The following is a 15050-nucleotide window of genomic DNA, read 5'->3' on the forward strand; positions in this document are numbered from 1 at the left end:
GCTAGTCGTTGTTCTTCCGCAATGCCTCGGTCAGGACCCGTGCTGCATTGCAAACCACTTCGGCGTGCAGGCGGCCGGGCTGGCGGGTGAGGCGTTCGATGGGCCCCGAAATGGACACTGCCGCGATGACCCTGCCGGACGGTCCGCGGACCGGAGCTGAAACCGAGGCGACCCCAGGCTCGCGCTCGCCGAGGCTCTGACCCCAGCCCCGGCGTCGTACTCCTGCCAAAACGGTCGGTGTAAACCGGGCGTTCTGCAGTCCTTCCAGGAGGCGGTCGTGGTCTTCCCAGGCGAGCAGTACTTGCGCGGCCGATCCTGCTTTCATGGACAACTGCGTGCCCACAGGAATGGTGTCGCGGAGACCGATGGGACGCTCGGCCGAGGCCACGCAAACACGCCAGTCACCCTGGCGGCGGAAAATCTGGGCGCTTTCGCCCGTCGCGTCGCGAAGCTGGATGAGCACCGGCCCCGCAGAGGCGATCAGCCGGTCCTCCCCGGCAGCGGAAGCCAGCTCGACGAGCCTGCTGCCCAGGACAAAACGCCCTTGGATGTCGCGGCTGACGAGCCGGTGGTGGACCAGGGCCAATGCGAGGCGGTGAACCGTGGGGCGGGCGAGGCCGGTTGCTGCTACGAGTTGGGCAAGTGTTGTTGGTCCTGCCTCAAGGGCATCGAGCACCTGTGCCGCTTTATCAATGACACCGACTCCACTAGAATTGTCCATGTAATGATATTGCCGTCTCAATATCTGAGATGCAAGTTGTTTCGCTGGCCTATTTCGCAGCGCTGCTGCTTCAGTGGAACAAGACCACGTTTAAGTGGGCAAAGATCAATGCAACATGCCAACCGCAGTGAAGGGAGCAAGGCCGTGGGAAAGACACTGGCCGAGAAAGTCTGGGACGCACACATCGTGCGCAAGGGTGAAGGCGAAGGAGCCAACGCCCAGCCCGATCTTCTCTTCATCGACCTTCACCTCGTCCACGAAGTGACATCCCCGCAGGCATTCGAGGGACTGCGCCTGGCCGGCCGCAAGCTCCGCCGCGTGGACCTGACCATCGCCACGGAGGATCACAACACTCCTACGCTGGACATCGACAAGCCAATTGCCGACCTGACCAGCCGCACCCAGATCGAAACCCTCCGTGCCAACTGCAAGGAATTCGGCGTCCGCCTGCACTCGCTGGGTGACAAGGAACAGGGCATCGTCCATGTGGTGGGCCCCCAGCTGGGCCTCACGCAGCCGGGCATGACCGTCGTGTGCGGTGACTCGCACACCTCTACGCATGGCGCCTTCGGTGCGTTGGCCATGGGCATCGGCACCTCCGAGGTGGAGCATGTCATGGCCACCCAGACGCTTTCCTTGAAGCCGTTCAAGACCATGGCCATCAATGTCGAGGGCACCCTGCGTCCCGGCGTCACTGCCAAGGACATCATCCTGGCTGTCATCGCGAAGATCGGCACCGGCGGCGGACAGGGCTACGTCCTGGAATACCGTGGTTCCGCGATCCGTGCACTGTCGATGGATGCCCGCATGACCATCTGCAACATGTCCATCGAGGCAGGCGCCCGCGCCGGTATGGTCGCCCCCGACCAGACCACCTACGACTACATGCAGGGCCGACCCCACGCGCCCGAAGGCGCCGACTGGGATGCCGCCGTCGAATACTGGAACACGCTGCACACCGACGAGGACGCCACGTTCGACGTCGAGGTGGACCTGGACGCTGACACGCTTGAGCCGTTCGTGACCTGGGGCACCAACCCGGGCCAGGGTGTTTCCCTCTCCGCGAAGGTGCCGTCCCCGGAGGACTTCGGTGACGAGAACGCCAAGGCTGCCGCCGAGCGTGCCTTGACGTACATGGGCCTGGAGGCCGGCACCCCCATGAAGGACATCCGAGTGGACACTGTCTTCCTGGGTTCGTGCACCAACTCCCGCATCGAGGACCTGCGTGCTGCAGCGGACATCATCCGCGGCCGGGAAAAGGATCCGAATGTCCGGATGCTGGTTGTTCCCGGTTCGGCCCGTGTCCGGCTGGAAGCCGAAGCGGAGGGCCTGGACAAGGTCTTCAAGGAATTCGGTGCTGAGTGGCGCTTTGCCGGATGCTCCATGTGCCTGGGCATGAACCCGGACCAGCTGGAGCCGGGGGAGCGGTGTGCCTCGACGTCCAACCGCAACTTTGAGGGCCGGCAGGGCAAGGGCGGCCGCACCCACCTGGTCTCTCCCGTCGTTGCCGCAGCCACAGCCGTCCGCGGTACGTTGAGCTCGCCGTCGGACCTCGAGTCGGCCACCACAGGCACTTTGACCGGAATCGCAGTCTAGGAGGATCCCCATGGAAGCTTTTACAACACACACCGGCATCGGGGTCCCGCTGCGCCAGTCCAACGTGGACACCGACCAGATCATTCCGGCCGTGTACCTCAAGCGCATTACCCGGACCGGCTTCGAGGACGCCCTGTTCGCTGCTTGGCGCAAGGACGAGTCCTTCATCCTGAACCAGGCTCCATTCAACGCCGGTTCCGTGCTTGTTGCCGGACCTGATTTCGGTACCGGCTCATCGCGTGAACACGCCGTCTGGGCACTCAAGGACTACGGATTCAAGGCAGTCCTCTCTTCCCGCTTTGCCGATATTTTCCGTGGCAACTCCGGCAAGCAGGGCCTCCTCGCCGCGCAGGTTGCCCAGGACGACATCGAACTGATCTGGAAGGTGCTGGAGAATGCACCGGGCACCGAGGTCAAGGTGGACCTCGTGTCCAAAACGGTGGAATGCGGCAACGTGGTGGCGCCCTTCGACATCGACGACTACACCCGCTGGCGCCTCCTGGAGGGCCTGGATGACATCGGGCTGACCCTCCAGCACGAAGAGGACATCACCGCTTACGAAGCCACCCGCCCCTCCTTCAAGCCCAAGACCATCCCGGCGAAGGTTGACGCCCACTGACCTGGCCGGCGCACAGCTTGATTTTCTGCGGACAGAGGACCGCCGGAGCCCTTTTCAGGGGCCCGGCGGTCCTTTTTTGCGGAGCATTTACCGGAGAAGGATCCTCGCGGCGCGGGGCGGGTCCATTTCGGTTCGGTAACGCGAGCTTCTATGCTTAGCTGGAGCCTTTGTAAGTTTGGGGGGCGAGTAGTCGTGAGGAAACCGGTATAGATGAGTAGTGTTCTGACAATCCGCGGTGGCGTCCCGTTAACCGGACGAGTGACCGTTCGCGGTGCCAAGAACCTTGTGCCCAAGGCCATGGTGGCCGCGCTGCTGGGCAGTGAACCATCGGTGCTGAGGAACGTGCCGGAGATCAAGGATGTGGAGGTTGTCACCAGCCTCCTGCAGCTGCACGGGGTGACCGTGGTGAAGGATCCGGTATCGGGCGACCTCACCTTGGATCCGACAGAAGCCAAGACGGCATCAAGCACTGCGATTGATGCCCATGCGGGCGATTCGCGCATTCCCATCCTGCTGTGTGGGCCCCTGATCCACGCGATCGGCGAGGCCTTCATTCCCGACCTTGGCGGATGCAAGATCGGCGACAGGCCCATTGATTACCACCTGAACGTACTTCGTCAGTTTGGTGCGGTCGTGGAAAAGCGCCCCGGCGGCATCCACATTTCGGCACCCCATGGCCTTCACGGTGCCAAGATTTCCCTGCCCTATCCCTCAGTGGGAGCTACCGAGCAGGTCTTGCTCAGCGCAACCCGCGCCGAAGGCATCACGGAGCTTATTGGCGCAGCGACTGAGCCTGAGATCATCGACCTCATCGCCGTCCTCCAGAAGATGGGCGCCATCATCAGCGTCCAGACGGACCGCACCATTCGCATCGAGGGCGTCAAGGACCTCCGTGGGTACAACCACCGTGCACTCCCTGACCGCAACGAGTCCGCTTCCTGGGCTTCCGCGGCCTTGGTAACCCGCGGTGACATCTTCGTTGAAGGCGCCTCCCAGCGGGACATGATGACGTTCCTGAACACCTACCGCAAGGTCGGCGGCGGCATGGACATCGGAGATGACGGCATCCGTTTCTACCACCAAGGTGGAAAGCTCACCCCACTGGTCCTCGAGACGGACGTCCACCCCGGGTTCATGACCGACTGGCAGCAGCCTCTGGTGGTTGCACTGACCCAGGCCGAGGGCGTGTCGATTGTCCATGAAACCGTCTATGAGAACCGCTTTGGTTTCACCGAGGCCTTGGCCCGGATGGGAGCGAACATCCAGGTGCACCGCGAGTGCCTTGGCAGCGTTCCCTGTCGCTTCGGTCAGCGGAACTTCCTCCACTCCGCCGTGATTTCAGGCCCAACGCCTCTTCGGGGCACCGATATCGACATCCCCGACCTCCGCGGCGGCTTCAGCCACCTCATTGCGGCGCTGGCTGCCACCGGAACATCCAGGGTCACGGGAATCGACATCATCAACCGCGGCTACGAGCGCTTCACCGGGAAGCTGGCTGCCCTGGGCGCCGATTTCGACATCACCACCATCAAGTAGCGGGGGATCCTTTGAAGGAATCGGCCACGAGCCGTGCCATGTTCATATTGCTGGCGGGCATTGCACGTCCGGCGATGAACCTGTTGATGGCAAAGAAGTGGGAAGGCCTCGAGAATCTTCCCGCGGGCGGCTTCATCGCGGTACCCAACCACTGCACCGAGATTGACCCGATTGTGGTGGGACACATGGTGTACAACCAGAAGCGGCCACCGCACTTTCTGGCGAAATCCGGGCTCTTCAAGGTGCCCGTGCTGGGAAGCCTTCTGCGTGCCGCGAAACAGATCCCGGTTGAACGCTCGACGGCGGGAGCGAACCGCTCGCTGCAGCTCGCCAAGGAGGTGGTGGACGCCGGTGGCGCCATCATCATCTACCCGGAAGGAACCCTTACCCGGGATCCCGGCCTGTGGCCGATGAAGGGCCACACCGGGGCTGCCCGCCTTGCTTTGCAAACGGGTGCGCCTGTGGTTCCCGTAGCCCATTGGGGCGCGCAAGAGGTCTTTCCCCGCTATGCCAAGCGCTTCCATGTGTTTCCTCGGAAAACCGTCCGGGTCCTTGTGGGGGAACCGGTGGATCTGAGTGCCTTCGCAGACCGGCCCCTTGACCGGACTACCCTCACCGAGGCCACCGATGTGATCATGGACGCCATCACGGCGCTCCAGGAGACGCTCCGTGGCGAAAAGGCACCCGCTGAACGATGGGACCCAGCGCTGCACAAGCAGTCCAAGCACGGCCGTTTTGTGGAGGGCACTCCCTCCGAGGCCCAGGATCCGGAGGACGGCAAGTGACGGTGATCGAAAGCGCTGGCTTCGTTCCCACCACAGTGGCCGTCCTGGGCGCAGGGTCCTGGGGAACCACGTTCGCGAAGATCCTCGCGGACGCGGCCAGTGCTTCAGGCGTTGAACGCAGCATCCGAATCTGGGGGCGCCGCCCCGAGGTGGTGGAGCAGATCAACTCGCTTCACCGCAATGAGCAGTATTTGAAGGACATTGACCTCCCCGCGTCCATCACTGCGTCCACGGATGTGGCCGAGGTTTTGAAGGACGCGACCCTCGTGGTCTTGGCCGTACCGGCCCAGTCCTTGAGGCCGCAGCTGGGTGACTGGAAGCCGCTGCTGTCATCGGAGGCAGTGGTTGTATCGCTCATGAAGGGCCTGGAATTGGGCACGGACGCGCGCATGAGCGAGGTTATTGCCCAGGAACTTGGTCTCTCGGACACACGTGTTGCTGTGGTTTCCGGACCCAACCTGGCGATGGAAATTGCCCGGGAGCAACCAACTGCCTCCGTAGTTGCCTGCAGTGACGGTGATACCGCCGCAGCGATTGCGTTGTGCTGCACGGCACCCTATTTCCGCCCTTACACCAGTACGGATGTTGTGGGTGTGGAGATCGGCGGGATCGTCAAGAATGTGATTGCCCTTGCCGTGGGGATCTGCGAAGGCCGGCAAATGGGCGACAACACCAAGGCCTCGGTGATTACCCGGGGGCTTGCTGAAACGTCGCGGCTGGCTTTGGCCCTTGGCGGTGAAGCCCACACGATGGCCGGGCTGGCCGGCCTCGGCGACCTCGTTGCCACCTGCTCCTCCGCACTCTCCCGCAACCACACTGCCGGCCGCTTGCTGGGTGAAGGTCTCAGCCTGGAGCAGGTTGCCGAAGAGATGACGCAGACTGCTGAAGGCATCAAGTCCGGTCCGGCAGTGCACGAACTGGCCGGAAAATTGAACGTCGAAATGCCCATCACCGCAGCCGTAGTGGCCGTGCTTGAAGGCAGAATGTCCGTTGATGACCTGGGACCGCGACTGCTGGCCCGGGCACTGAAGTCCGAAGGCGACTACTGATGGTGATTGAAGAACCCACTGCCGCAAAGGCAAAACCCCGCGTAGCCATCCTTTTTGGTGGCCGCTCGAGCGAACACGCTGTCAGTTGTGTCACGGCCGCTGGCGTCATGGGAGCCATCGACACCAACAAGTACGAGGTCATCCCCATCGGGATCGCGAAGTCGGGCCAGTGGGTCCTGGCTTCAGGCGACACCAGCCAGTGGTCGTTGAGCTCCACGGCGCTTCCCGAGGTCGCGTCGTCCGGCAAGACCGTGACGTTGGCAGAAATCGGCGGTGAGCACCAGCTGATCGTTACCGAGCCCAATGCCGTTCCCCAGGAACTGGGCACCGTGGACGTCGTGTTTCCCTTGCTCCATGGTCCTTGGGGCGAGGACGGCACCATCCAGGGCCTCCTGGAGTTGTCCGACACCCGCTACGTGGGCGCCGGCGTGCTGGCCTCCGCAGTGGGAATGGACAAGCACTTCATGAAGGTGGTCTTCGAGTCGGCAGGCCTGAAGGTTGGCCCCTACGTGGCAGTAACGGACCGCGAATGGGTGACCGATGCCGAAGCCGTCCGCAAGCGCGTGGACAAGCTTGGATACCCGGTATTCGTCAAGCCCGCCCGCGCTGGTTCTTCCATGGGAATCTCCAAGGTGGACTCGCTGGATGGCCTGGATGCCGCCATTGAGGAAGCCCGCCGCCACGACCTGAAGTTGGTCATCGAAGCGGGGATCGTGGGACGGGAAATCGAGTGCGCCGTTCTGCAGGGACGTGGAACCGATGCACCCCGTACTTCCATGCCTGGTGAAATCGCCGTTGCTGCCGGCGAGCACCAGTTCTACGACTTCGCTGCCAAGTACGTTGAGGACGGGGCGGCAGCACTGAGCTGCCCTGCCGACATGCCGGACGAAGCGATTGCCCGGGTCCGTGAACTGGCCGCAGTGGCATTCGACGCCGTTGGGGCAGAGGGCTTGAGCCGGGTGGACTTCTTCTACACTCCGGCCGGTGAGCTGATCATCAATGAGATCAACACCATGCCCGGCTTCACCCCCAAGAGCATGTACCCCCAGATGTGGGCTGCCTCGGGACTGGCCTACGGTGAGCTGATCGACGAACTGATCCACTTGGCACTGACCCGCAAGACAGGCCTGCGGTAGTCCAAGGCCGGCGTGCGGGCCTGACGTTACTTGCTCGAAGGCAGGTTCTGGAGGTCTTCCTGGCCCACGCACTTGCCGGTCGCCTTGATTTTCCCGACGGCGGCGGCGAGCTCCGTGAGGACGGTTGCGGAGCTGATGTTGGCGGCCTCCAGTTTGACCGGGTCTATCAGGATTTCCGTCGCCGGTTCACGTCCAAACGTGGTGAGGGTATAGACGGGATCGCCTTCCTTGATGACCCAGTCGATGTCGTTCACGCTGACGCAGCGGTCGGTGGTGGGTCCAGGCACATTGACGCCGCAACGGAGGATGACCTGCGACGGGTCTCCCCATGCCGCCGTCGCCTGGCTGTTCGTCTTGCGGAGGGCAGCATCGCCGATCTTGTCGGGCAGGGCCACCATCATCGGGGCGCAGGCCGGGTTCGCGGCGTCCGTGGCAGCGGTCACGTCAACGGCAGGTGAACAGGCCGACAAAGCGAACACGGCTGCAGAGGCCATGGAAATGGACATGGCGGTACGGCGGAGGGTCTTTCGATGCATTCCTCCAGCCTATCCCGCACGCAGCGCGGGCCGGACTTGAGTAGCCCCGGTCACATAGCCGCGAAGGTGTCTCCTGGCCCGTGCGTCGTTATCGTGTCGGTGGATCGCGATAGCGTAGAGCCGTGCCCGCAGAACAAATGACCGTCCAAGACCTTTCGGAGCCGGAGCTCCTGGCCCGGATCTTTCCCCGGCTGAACAGCAGCCCCGGCATCCTGCTGGGTCCCGGGGACGATGCCGCCCTCGTCGCTGCCCCGGATGGCCGCACCCTGATATCCATAGACACCCAAACCCAGGACCAGGACTTCAGGTTGCTGTGGAACAACGGCTACCGGACCAGCGGATACGACGTCGGCTGGAAGGCCGCGGCGCAGAACCTCAGTGACATCAACGCGATGGGTGGCAGCGCCACCTCGCTTGTGGTGAGCCTCACCATGCCGCCATCCACTCCGGTCGACTGGGTGGAGGCTTTTGCGGACGGCCTCACAGCGGCCATCGTGGCGTTGGGCGCCCCGGACTGCTCTGTTGCCGGGGGCGACCTCGGCCGCGGCCGCGAGATCGCGGTGACCGTCGCCGTCGTCGGGACGCTTGCGGGAAGGACGCCGGTGCTGCGCTCGGGGGCCCGTGACGGCGACGTCGTAGCCGTAGCCGGGACGCTGGGACGCGCGGCGGCGGGCTTGGCATTGCTGGAGAGCGATGTCCAGTTTGAAGAACTCAACGACGAGTTGAGGGGCCTCATGGACAGCCAATGCAGGCCGGTGCCGCCCCTGGCAGCCGGACCGCTTGCTGCCGTTGCCGGGGCCACTGCCATGCTGGACATTTCTGACGGCTTGCTGCGCGATGGCGGCCGGCTCGCCACCGCCAGTGATGCTGTGCTGGATTTTGATCCCGTGGTGTTGAAAAAGTATGCCGCCATGCTGGAACCGGCGGCCGCCTTGCTGGGTCTGGAAGCGATGCCATGGGTTTTGGGCGGGGGAGAGGACCATGGGCTGCTGGCCACGTTCCCAGCAGGAATTCAGCTGCCGCAGGGCTTCACTGCGATAGGCTCAGTTCAAGCCGTTGTCGAGCCGCCAGGCAGCGGGGTCCGGATTGCCGGGCATGCTGCTGACACCGTTGGATGGGATCACTTTGCAGACTAAGATCGCCGCGAATGCGCACGCCATGAAGCGTTGGCTCGGCAAAGCAGAGGTGGTCCTCGGGAACCACAGCGACCGCCTTAATGCGATCAACATCTTTCCGGTTGCCGACGGCGACACGGGCACCAACCTCTACCTGACCGTCCGTGCTGCCGTTTCTGCGTTGGGTGAACCCGTGCCCGACGCCCCTGAATCCGGCCACGATGTTGGCGCCGTGCTCTCGAAGGCCGGACAGGCAGCCATGGAACAGGCGCGCGGCAACTCCGGAACGCTGTTCGCCGTGTTTCTGTGCGCCGCGGCCGAGCCTTTGGCCGGCAAGAGCCGCCTCAGTGCCCCGCTCCTGGCCACTGCTTTGAACAGGGCCCAAATCCGTGCGTGGTCTGCGCTGAGTGAACCCGTGGCCGGAACCATGCTCTCGGTCCTGGAAGCTGCCGCACATGCCGCCCAACGGGTAGACGCTGAACAGGACGGCGACGACAGCAACCATGCGCTCGGCTTGTCGCTGGATGCCGTGGTGGAGGCCGCCTATCAGGCTGTTCTCCGCACGGAGGATGAGCTGGTCCAGTTGCAGGAAGCGCACGTGGTCGATGCCGGTGGCGTCGGCATGCTGCTGGTGCTGGACTGCCTTCGATCGGCGGTACTGGGCGAGGAACTGCAGGATGAAATCCTGGATGGCTTGCACGGCTACAAGCTGCAGGATCCACACATCCATGAACACATGCCGGCCGATGACGGCGTGGAGGTCATGTGCACCATCAGTCTTTCCCCGCTCAATGCGGCCATCCTGCGCCAAAGGCTGGATGAGATGGGTGATTCGGTCATCATGAGCCAGGTGGGCGGTACCCAGGCAAACGACGACGAGGATGAGGAATCCACCATGGAGGCCAGCTACCGGTGGCGCGTGCACGTCCACGTCCCGGACCCGGCGCCCGCCGTCGAACTGATCCGTTCGCTCGGCGAGCCCACGGATATCGCCGTCAGCCAGCTCGCCTTGCCCCGGCATGATTCAGACCAGCCCCGGCATGATTACTGAACTGGAGCTGCCCCTCGAACGCAGGATCGGTAAGCGGTCCGCGGCTGTTATCGACAAACACCTGGGCCTGAAAACAACCGGTGCCCTGCTGAACTACTTCCCACGGCGCTACCTGAGCCGAGGTGAGCTGACCCCCATCAGCAACCTGCCGTTGGACGAAGAGGTCACGCTGATAGCCCGCGTCTTGTCCAACAGCACCAGGCAGATGCGTGCCCGGCGGGGATCCATCACGGACGTGGTCGTCACCGATGAAGCCGGCGGAAGCGGCGTTCCGGGGACCCTGAAGGTGAGTTTTTTCAACGGGTTCAGGGCGAAGGCGGAACTCCTGCCCGGTCGCCGGGCCATGTTTTCAGGGAAGGTCAGCCGCTATGGCGGGGCTCTTGGCCTGACCAATCCGGACTTCCTGTTGTTGGACGAGGACCCTGACGCTGAGGGCTCCATGGACCCCGCGAAGCTCGCTGCAATGCCGATTCCGGTGTATCCGGCAACGGCCAAACTGACCAGCTGGTCCATCCATAAAGTGATCACAGCGCTGCTGCAAACCCTGGACCTTGATGCGCTTGAGGACCCCATTCCAGCATCCATTGCCGGCAGGGACCGCTTGCTCAGCGTCGCGGAAGCGTACCGGCTCATTCACTCGCCCGAGACTCCGAAGGACTGGCAGCAGGCGCAGGAACGTTTCCGTTACCAGGAGGCCTTGGTCCTCCAAACCGCGCTGGCCCGCAGGCGTGCCCAGCTTGCCGCCGAGGAAGCAACTGCCAGGCGCCCCTTGTCCGGCGGCCTGCTCAGCAAGTTCGACCAGAACCTGCCGTTTACGCTGACCGCCGGCCAGTCCGCCGTCGGAAAAACGCTTGCCGAAGAGCTCGGCCGGGATACCCCCATGAACCGGCTCCTGCAGGGAGAAGTGGGTTCCGGCAAGACCATCGTTGCCCTGAGGGCCATGCTCCAAGTGGTTGATGCGGGCGGGCAGGCTGCCCTTCTTGCACCGACCGAGGTCCTGGCTGCCCAGCACTTCGATTCCATCCGGCGGACCCTTGGCCCGCTGGCCCGTGACCACATGTTCGGTGGGGCGGGCATGCTTGGCGGAGATTCGGAGCAGCAAGCTGTCCAGGTAACGCTGCTGACCGGTTCCATGCCCACGGCCGCCCGGAAGCAGGCAATGCTGGATGCGGCGTCGGGGAACGCCGGGATCGTTATTGGCACGCACGCCTTGCTCAGCGACAAGACGAGCTTCCAGGACCTCGGCCTGATCGTGGTGGATGAGCAGCACCGCTTCGGAGTGGAGCAACGTGATGCGCTCCGGGCGAAAGCCCAGCGGCCTCCGCACTTGCTGGTGATGACCGCAACGCCCATTCCGCGTACCGTAGCGATGACCGTTTTTGGTGACCTCGAGACTTCCATCCTTGACGAACTTCCAGCCGGCCGTGCACCCATTACCACGCATGTGGTAGGCCTTTCAGAAAACCCTGGATGGGCGGACCGGATCTGGAAGCGTTCGCGTGAAGAGGTCGAATCCGGGCACCAGGTCTATGTGGTGTGCCCCAAGATCGGATCGGACGACGACGGCGACTTCAGTCCGGGGGAATCGGAACCAAGCGACGCCTCGCTTTCGGACGAAGGAACGGCGAGGGAGCTCGCGTCGGTGACGGCCGTCGTCGAGAGCCTCGTTCAGGAGCCATCCCTTGTGGGCGTAACCGTGGCACCGCTTCATGGTCGGCAGGATCCGCAGGTGAAGTCCGAGACCATGGCCTCGTTTGCGTCCAACCAGACCCAGGTGCTGGTGTCCACAACCGTCATTGAAGTGGGCGTGGATGTCCACAATGCCACGTTGATGGTGATCCTGGACGCCGATCGTTTTGGCATCTCGCAACTCCACCAGCTACGTGGCCGTGTGGGTCGTGGTGGACTTCCGGGAACATGCCTCCTGGTGACCACCTTGGAACCGGGGCACCCTAGTCGTCGACGCTTGGAGGCGGTCGCCTCCACCACCGACGGATTTGAGCTGTCGCAGGAGGACCTGAAGCTGCGCCGGGAGGGTGACATCCTGGGGGCGTCCCAGTCCGGTGGGCGCTCCACGTTGAAGTTGCTCCGGGTCCTTGAGCACGAGGACATCATTGCCCGTGCACGGGCTGATGCACAGGCTTTGGTAGGGCAGGACCCTGCGTTGGAAGGTCAGCCGGCCCTCGCCGCCGCGATTGATGAATACTTGAACCCCGAGAAGGAGGCGTTCCTTGAACGCGGTTAGAAGCCTGAGGCAGCGTCCACAGGGAGGGCGTCAGTGAGCCGGATCATCGCCGGAGTCGCCGGAGGCAACCCTTTGGCAAGCGTCCCCGGGACGGCCACGCGACCCACCACGGACCGCGTCAAGGAGGCGCTGTTCTCACGGCTGGAATCGTTGGCGGTCATTGACGACGCCAGGGTTCTCGACCTGTACGCAGGTTCGGGGTCCCTGGGCGTTGAGAGCGCGAGCCGGGGAGCCCGCAGCGTGGACCTTGTGGAGTTCGATGCCCGGGCCAGCGATGTTTGCCAGCGGAACGCGGACCTGGTCAACCAGAGCCTTGGAACAAAGAAGGTCTCGGTCCATCGTTCCAAGGTCGAGTCATTCCTGGAGCGGGCGGGGGACCAGGCCGTATGGGACCTGGTCTTCCTCGATCCGCCCTATCCGTTGGAAGAGCCGGCCCTCGGTGCGGTACTGGCGAAGTTGGCTCCCCACCTGGACGACGCCGCCGTGGTGGTGGTGGAGCGCAGTTCCCGCAGTCCCGAACCTGAGTGGCCGGAAGCCTTGGAGTGTTTCGCCGACAAGAAGTACGGCGAAACGAAGCTCTGGTTCGCCGAACCTGCCTAGCCTTATGCCTCCAATGCGCTGCTAGTCGCTGATTCCGTCCAGGTCCACGCCCTGGAGGACGCTTGCCGGGTGTGGTCCCCGGTTCAGGAGTTCCGTTGTCCATTCCGCGGGCCATGGCTTGCGGGTGCCAACCAGGATGATGTTCCCCGGATAACGGCCTGCGAACATCCCGGTTTCCGCGAAGGCGGCGACGTCAGGCATGGCCTCCCGCAGCGCCGCTACCTGGCTGCGGACAAGGGTAAGGGCAGGTTCGTCACCCACGTTGACTATCAGGACGCCATGGGGAGACAGCCGGGCGGCAGCCTCGTCATAGAACTCCCGGCAGGCGATGTGCGCAGGCGCCTCTGGCCCGGAGAAGATGTCAAGGATCACGACGTCGAACCCGGGTTCGGTGGGCAGCTCCGCCAACGCGTCGCGGGCGTCGCCGATGTGGGTGTTCAGCTTTGTCCCTGCAGGCATGGGCAGTTTTTGGAGGACAAAATCCAGGAGCTCGCGTTCCAGTTCAACGGCGTACTGTTCGGAGCCGGGCCGTGTGGCTTGGATGTAGCGGGCCAGCGTGAGTGCTCCGGCGCCAAGATGCAGGGCCCGGATAGCTTTACCGGGTTCGGCGGCCAGATCCACCACGTGGCCGATCCTGCGTAGATATTCGTAAAAGATCTCGGCAGGTTCTGCCAGGTTGACGTGGGATTGTTCAGCGCCGCCGATGCTCAGGATGAAACTGCCCTCCACCAGGGGATCCGGTTCGATGGTGGCGTGCTGGCCTGTGGTGCGCAGGAAGCGCGCGGAATGACCGGGATCCTGGGGTTTCACAGCCGGTCCCTGAGCGTGGCAAGGCGTCCGGCCGCATCTTCGAGGACATCGATCTTTTTGCAGAACGCAAACCGCAGCAGGCTCCGGGTGCGTTCGGCACCTTCCGGATGGCAGAAGACGGGAACCGGGATGGCGGCCACGCCAACAAGTGCGGGCAGGCGCCTGGCGAGGTCGACGGAGTCCCGGATGCCCAGTGGCGAGGTATCGACGTTGATGAAGTAGGTACCGCTGGGGTTGTAGACGCCGAACCCGGCTTCACGGAGGCCTTCGGCCAGGATGTCGCGTTTGTGACGCAGGGTATCGGCAATGCCGGTGTAGAAGGTATCGGGAAGGCCAAGTCCCACCGCGATGGCACCCTGGAAGGGCGTTCCGGAGCTGTAGGTCAGGAACTGCTTCACAGTGCGAACTGCGGCCACCAGGTGTGCCGGGCCGCTGAGCCAGCCGATTTTCCAGCCAGTGAAAGAGAAAGTCTTTCCCGCGGACGAAATGGTGATGGTCCGTTCGGCGGCACCGGGGATGGTGGCCACGGGGATATGCGGCACCCCGAAGGTGAGATGCTCGTACACTTCGTCACTGACGATGATGGCGCCGTACTTGGTGGCCAGCTCGACGATCCTGGAGAGCACGCTCTCGGGAAAGACAGCACCGGTGGGGTTGTGCGGGTTGTTCAGGAGGACAATTTTCGTCCTGCTGCTGAAGGACTCTTCAAGCGTGGCGTTATCGGGCAGGAAGTCGGGAGCCAGCAGGGGAGCGGTCACGTGCGTGGCCCCGGCCATACCAATGATGGCGCCATAGGAGTCGTAGAAGGGCTCGAAGGTCAGGACTTCGTCTCCGGGTTGGACAAAGGCCAGCAGTGCTGCTGCGATGGCCTCGGTTGCCCCGGTAGTGACCAGGACTTCGGTTTCGGGATCGGGATCAAGCCCATAGAAGCGCTGCTGGTGCGCGGAGATGGCCTCGCGCAACGCGGAAACACCTTTCCCCGGTGCATACTGGTTGGCGCCTGCTGCGATGGCATCCTGCGCAGCAGCCTTTATCTCGGCGGGGCCGTCCTCGTCCGGAAAGCCCTGCCCCAGGTTGATGGCACCGGTGGACATTGCCAGGGTTGTCATCTCCTCGAAGATGGTGACTCCGAGGTCGCCGGCGGGCGAAAGCAGGTTGGCTCCAACAGCGGCCCGTTTCCAGGGTGCCGGAGCCCCGGCTGATGTTCCGGTGAACGGTGTGCTGCTGCCTGCTGATGCCATGGGAGCCATG

At 63.6% G+C, this 15050-nt stretch carries 14 protein-coding genes; 10 read left to right on the plus strand and 4 right to left on the minus strand.

Going from position 1 to position 15050, the window contains the following annotated elements:
• Position 1: 1 nt before the first annotated feature.
• Positions 2-721, minus strand: a complete 720-nt coding sequence (locus tag AB0N72_RS12615) for an IclR family transcriptional regulator (protein ID WP_014922101.1) — start codon at positions 719-721, stop codon at positions 2-4.
• Between the two features lie 144 nt (positions 722-865).
• Between AB0N72_RS12615 and leuC the strand changes: the two genes are divergently transcribed.
• From leuC to AB0N72_RS12645, 6 genes are all read left to right on the plus strand, one after another.
• Positions 866-2317, plus strand: a complete 1452-nt coding sequence (leuC, locus tag AB0N72_RS12620) for a 3-isopropylmalate dehydratase large subunit (protein WP_363930715.1) — start codon at positions 866-868, stop codon at positions 2315-2317.
• 10 nt (positions 2318-2327) lie between these two features.
• Positions 2328-2936: a 3-isopropylmalate dehydratase small subunit gene (leuD, locus tag AB0N72_RS12625; protein WP_363930716.1), complete on the plus strand. Its 609-nt coding sequence runs from the start codon at positions 2328-2330 to the stop codon at positions 2934-2936.
• 210 nt (positions 2937-3146) lie between these two features.
• Entirely contained in the window at positions 3147-4472 is a 1326-nt protein-coding gene (murA, locus tag AB0N72_RS12630; RefSeq protein WP_363930717.1) for a UDP-N-acetylglucosamine 1-carboxyvinyltransferase, read from the plus strand.
• Between the two features lie 11 nt (positions 4473-4483).
• The gene (locus AB0N72_RS12635) at positions 4484-5257 is read left to right on the plus strand and encodes a lysophospholipid acyltransferase family protein (protein WP_363930718.1); all 774 of its coding nucleotides are present in this window, start codon (positions 4484-4486) and stop codon (positions 5255-5257) included.
• On the plus strand, positions 5254-6306 hold the full coding sequence (locus AB0N72_RS12640; protein WP_363930719.1) for an NAD(P)H-dependent glycerol-3-phosphate dehydrogenase: 1053 nt from the start codon (positions 5254-5256) through the stop codon (positions 6304-6306). The genes AB0N72_RS12635 and AB0N72_RS12640 overlap by 4 nt, the downstream gene beginning before the upstream one ends.
• Entirely contained in the window at positions 6306-7442 is a 1137-nt protein-coding gene (locus tag AB0N72_RS12645; RefSeq protein WP_363930720.1) for a D-alanine--D-alanine ligase family protein, read from the plus strand. Before AB0N72_RS12640 ends, AB0N72_RS12645 begins: the two co-directional genes overlap by 1 nt.
• A 26-nt stretch (positions 7443-7468) precedes the next feature.
• Here AB0N72_RS12645 and AB0N72_RS12650 read toward each other — a convergent pair whose 3' ends face one another.
• Positions 7469-7978, minus strand: coding sequence for a DUF3515 domain-containing protein (locus AB0N72_RS12650; protein WP_363930721.1), 510 nt, complete (start codon positions 7976-7978; stop codon positions 7469-7471).
• Positions 7979-8115: 137 nt separating this feature from the next.
• Here AB0N72_RS12650 and thiL point away from each other — a divergent pair, with 137 nt between their 5' ends.
• Genes thiL through rsmD form a run of 4 tightly spaced genes read left to right on the plus strand, consistent with a single transcriptional unit; the run spans position 8116 to position 12989 of the window.
• Positions 8116-9114, plus strand: a complete 999-nt coding sequence (gene thiL / locus AB0N72_RS12655) for a thiamine-phosphate kinase (protein ID WP_363930773.1) — start codon at positions 8116-8118, stop codon at positions 9112-9114.
• A gap of 22 nt (positions 9115-9136) precedes the next feature.
• Entirely contained in the window at positions 9137-10144 is a 1008-nt protein-coding gene (locus AB0N72_RS12660) for a DAK2 domain-containing protein (RefSeq protein ID WP_363930774.1), read from the plus strand.
• On the plus strand, positions 10134-12389 hold the full coding sequence (locus AB0N72_RS12665) for an ATP-dependent DNA helicase RecG (RefSeq protein WP_363930722.1): 2256 nt from the start codon (positions 10134-10136) through the stop codon (positions 12387-12389). The genes AB0N72_RS12660 and AB0N72_RS12665 overlap by 11 nt, the downstream gene beginning before the upstream one ends.
• A 33-nt stretch (positions 12390-12422) precedes the next feature.
• Positions 12423-12989, plus strand: coding sequence for a 16S rRNA (guanine(966)-N(2))-methyltransferase RsmD (gene rsmD, locus AB0N72_RS12670; RefSeq protein ID WP_363930723.1), 567 nt, complete (start codon positions 12423-12425; stop codon positions 12987-12989).
• A gap of 21 nt (positions 12990-13010) precedes the next feature.
• Here rsmD and AB0N72_RS12675 read toward each other — a convergent pair whose 3' ends face one another.
• Both AB0N72_RS12675 and AB0N72_RS12680 read right to left on the minus strand, forming a co-directional pair.
• Positions 13011-13799: a fused MFS/spermidine synthase gene (locus AB0N72_RS12675; RefSeq protein ID WP_363930724.1), complete on the minus strand. Its 789-nt coding sequence runs from the start codon at positions 13797-13799 to the stop codon at positions 13011-13013.
• Positions 13796-15049: an aminotransferase class I/II-fold pyridoxal phosphate-dependent enzyme gene (locus AB0N72_RS12680; RefSeq protein ID WP_363930725.1), complete on the minus strand. Its 1254-nt coding sequence runs from the start codon at positions 15047-15049 to the stop codon at positions 13796-13798. Before AB0N72_RS12680 ends, AB0N72_RS12675 begins: the two co-directional genes overlap by 4 nt.
• Position 15050: the final 1 nt, after the last annotated feature.

Source organism: Paenarthrobacter sp. NPDC089307 (assembly GCF_040685055.1).
Lineage (GTDB): Bacteria > Actinomycetota > Actinomycetes > Actinomycetales > Micrococcaceae > Arthrobacter.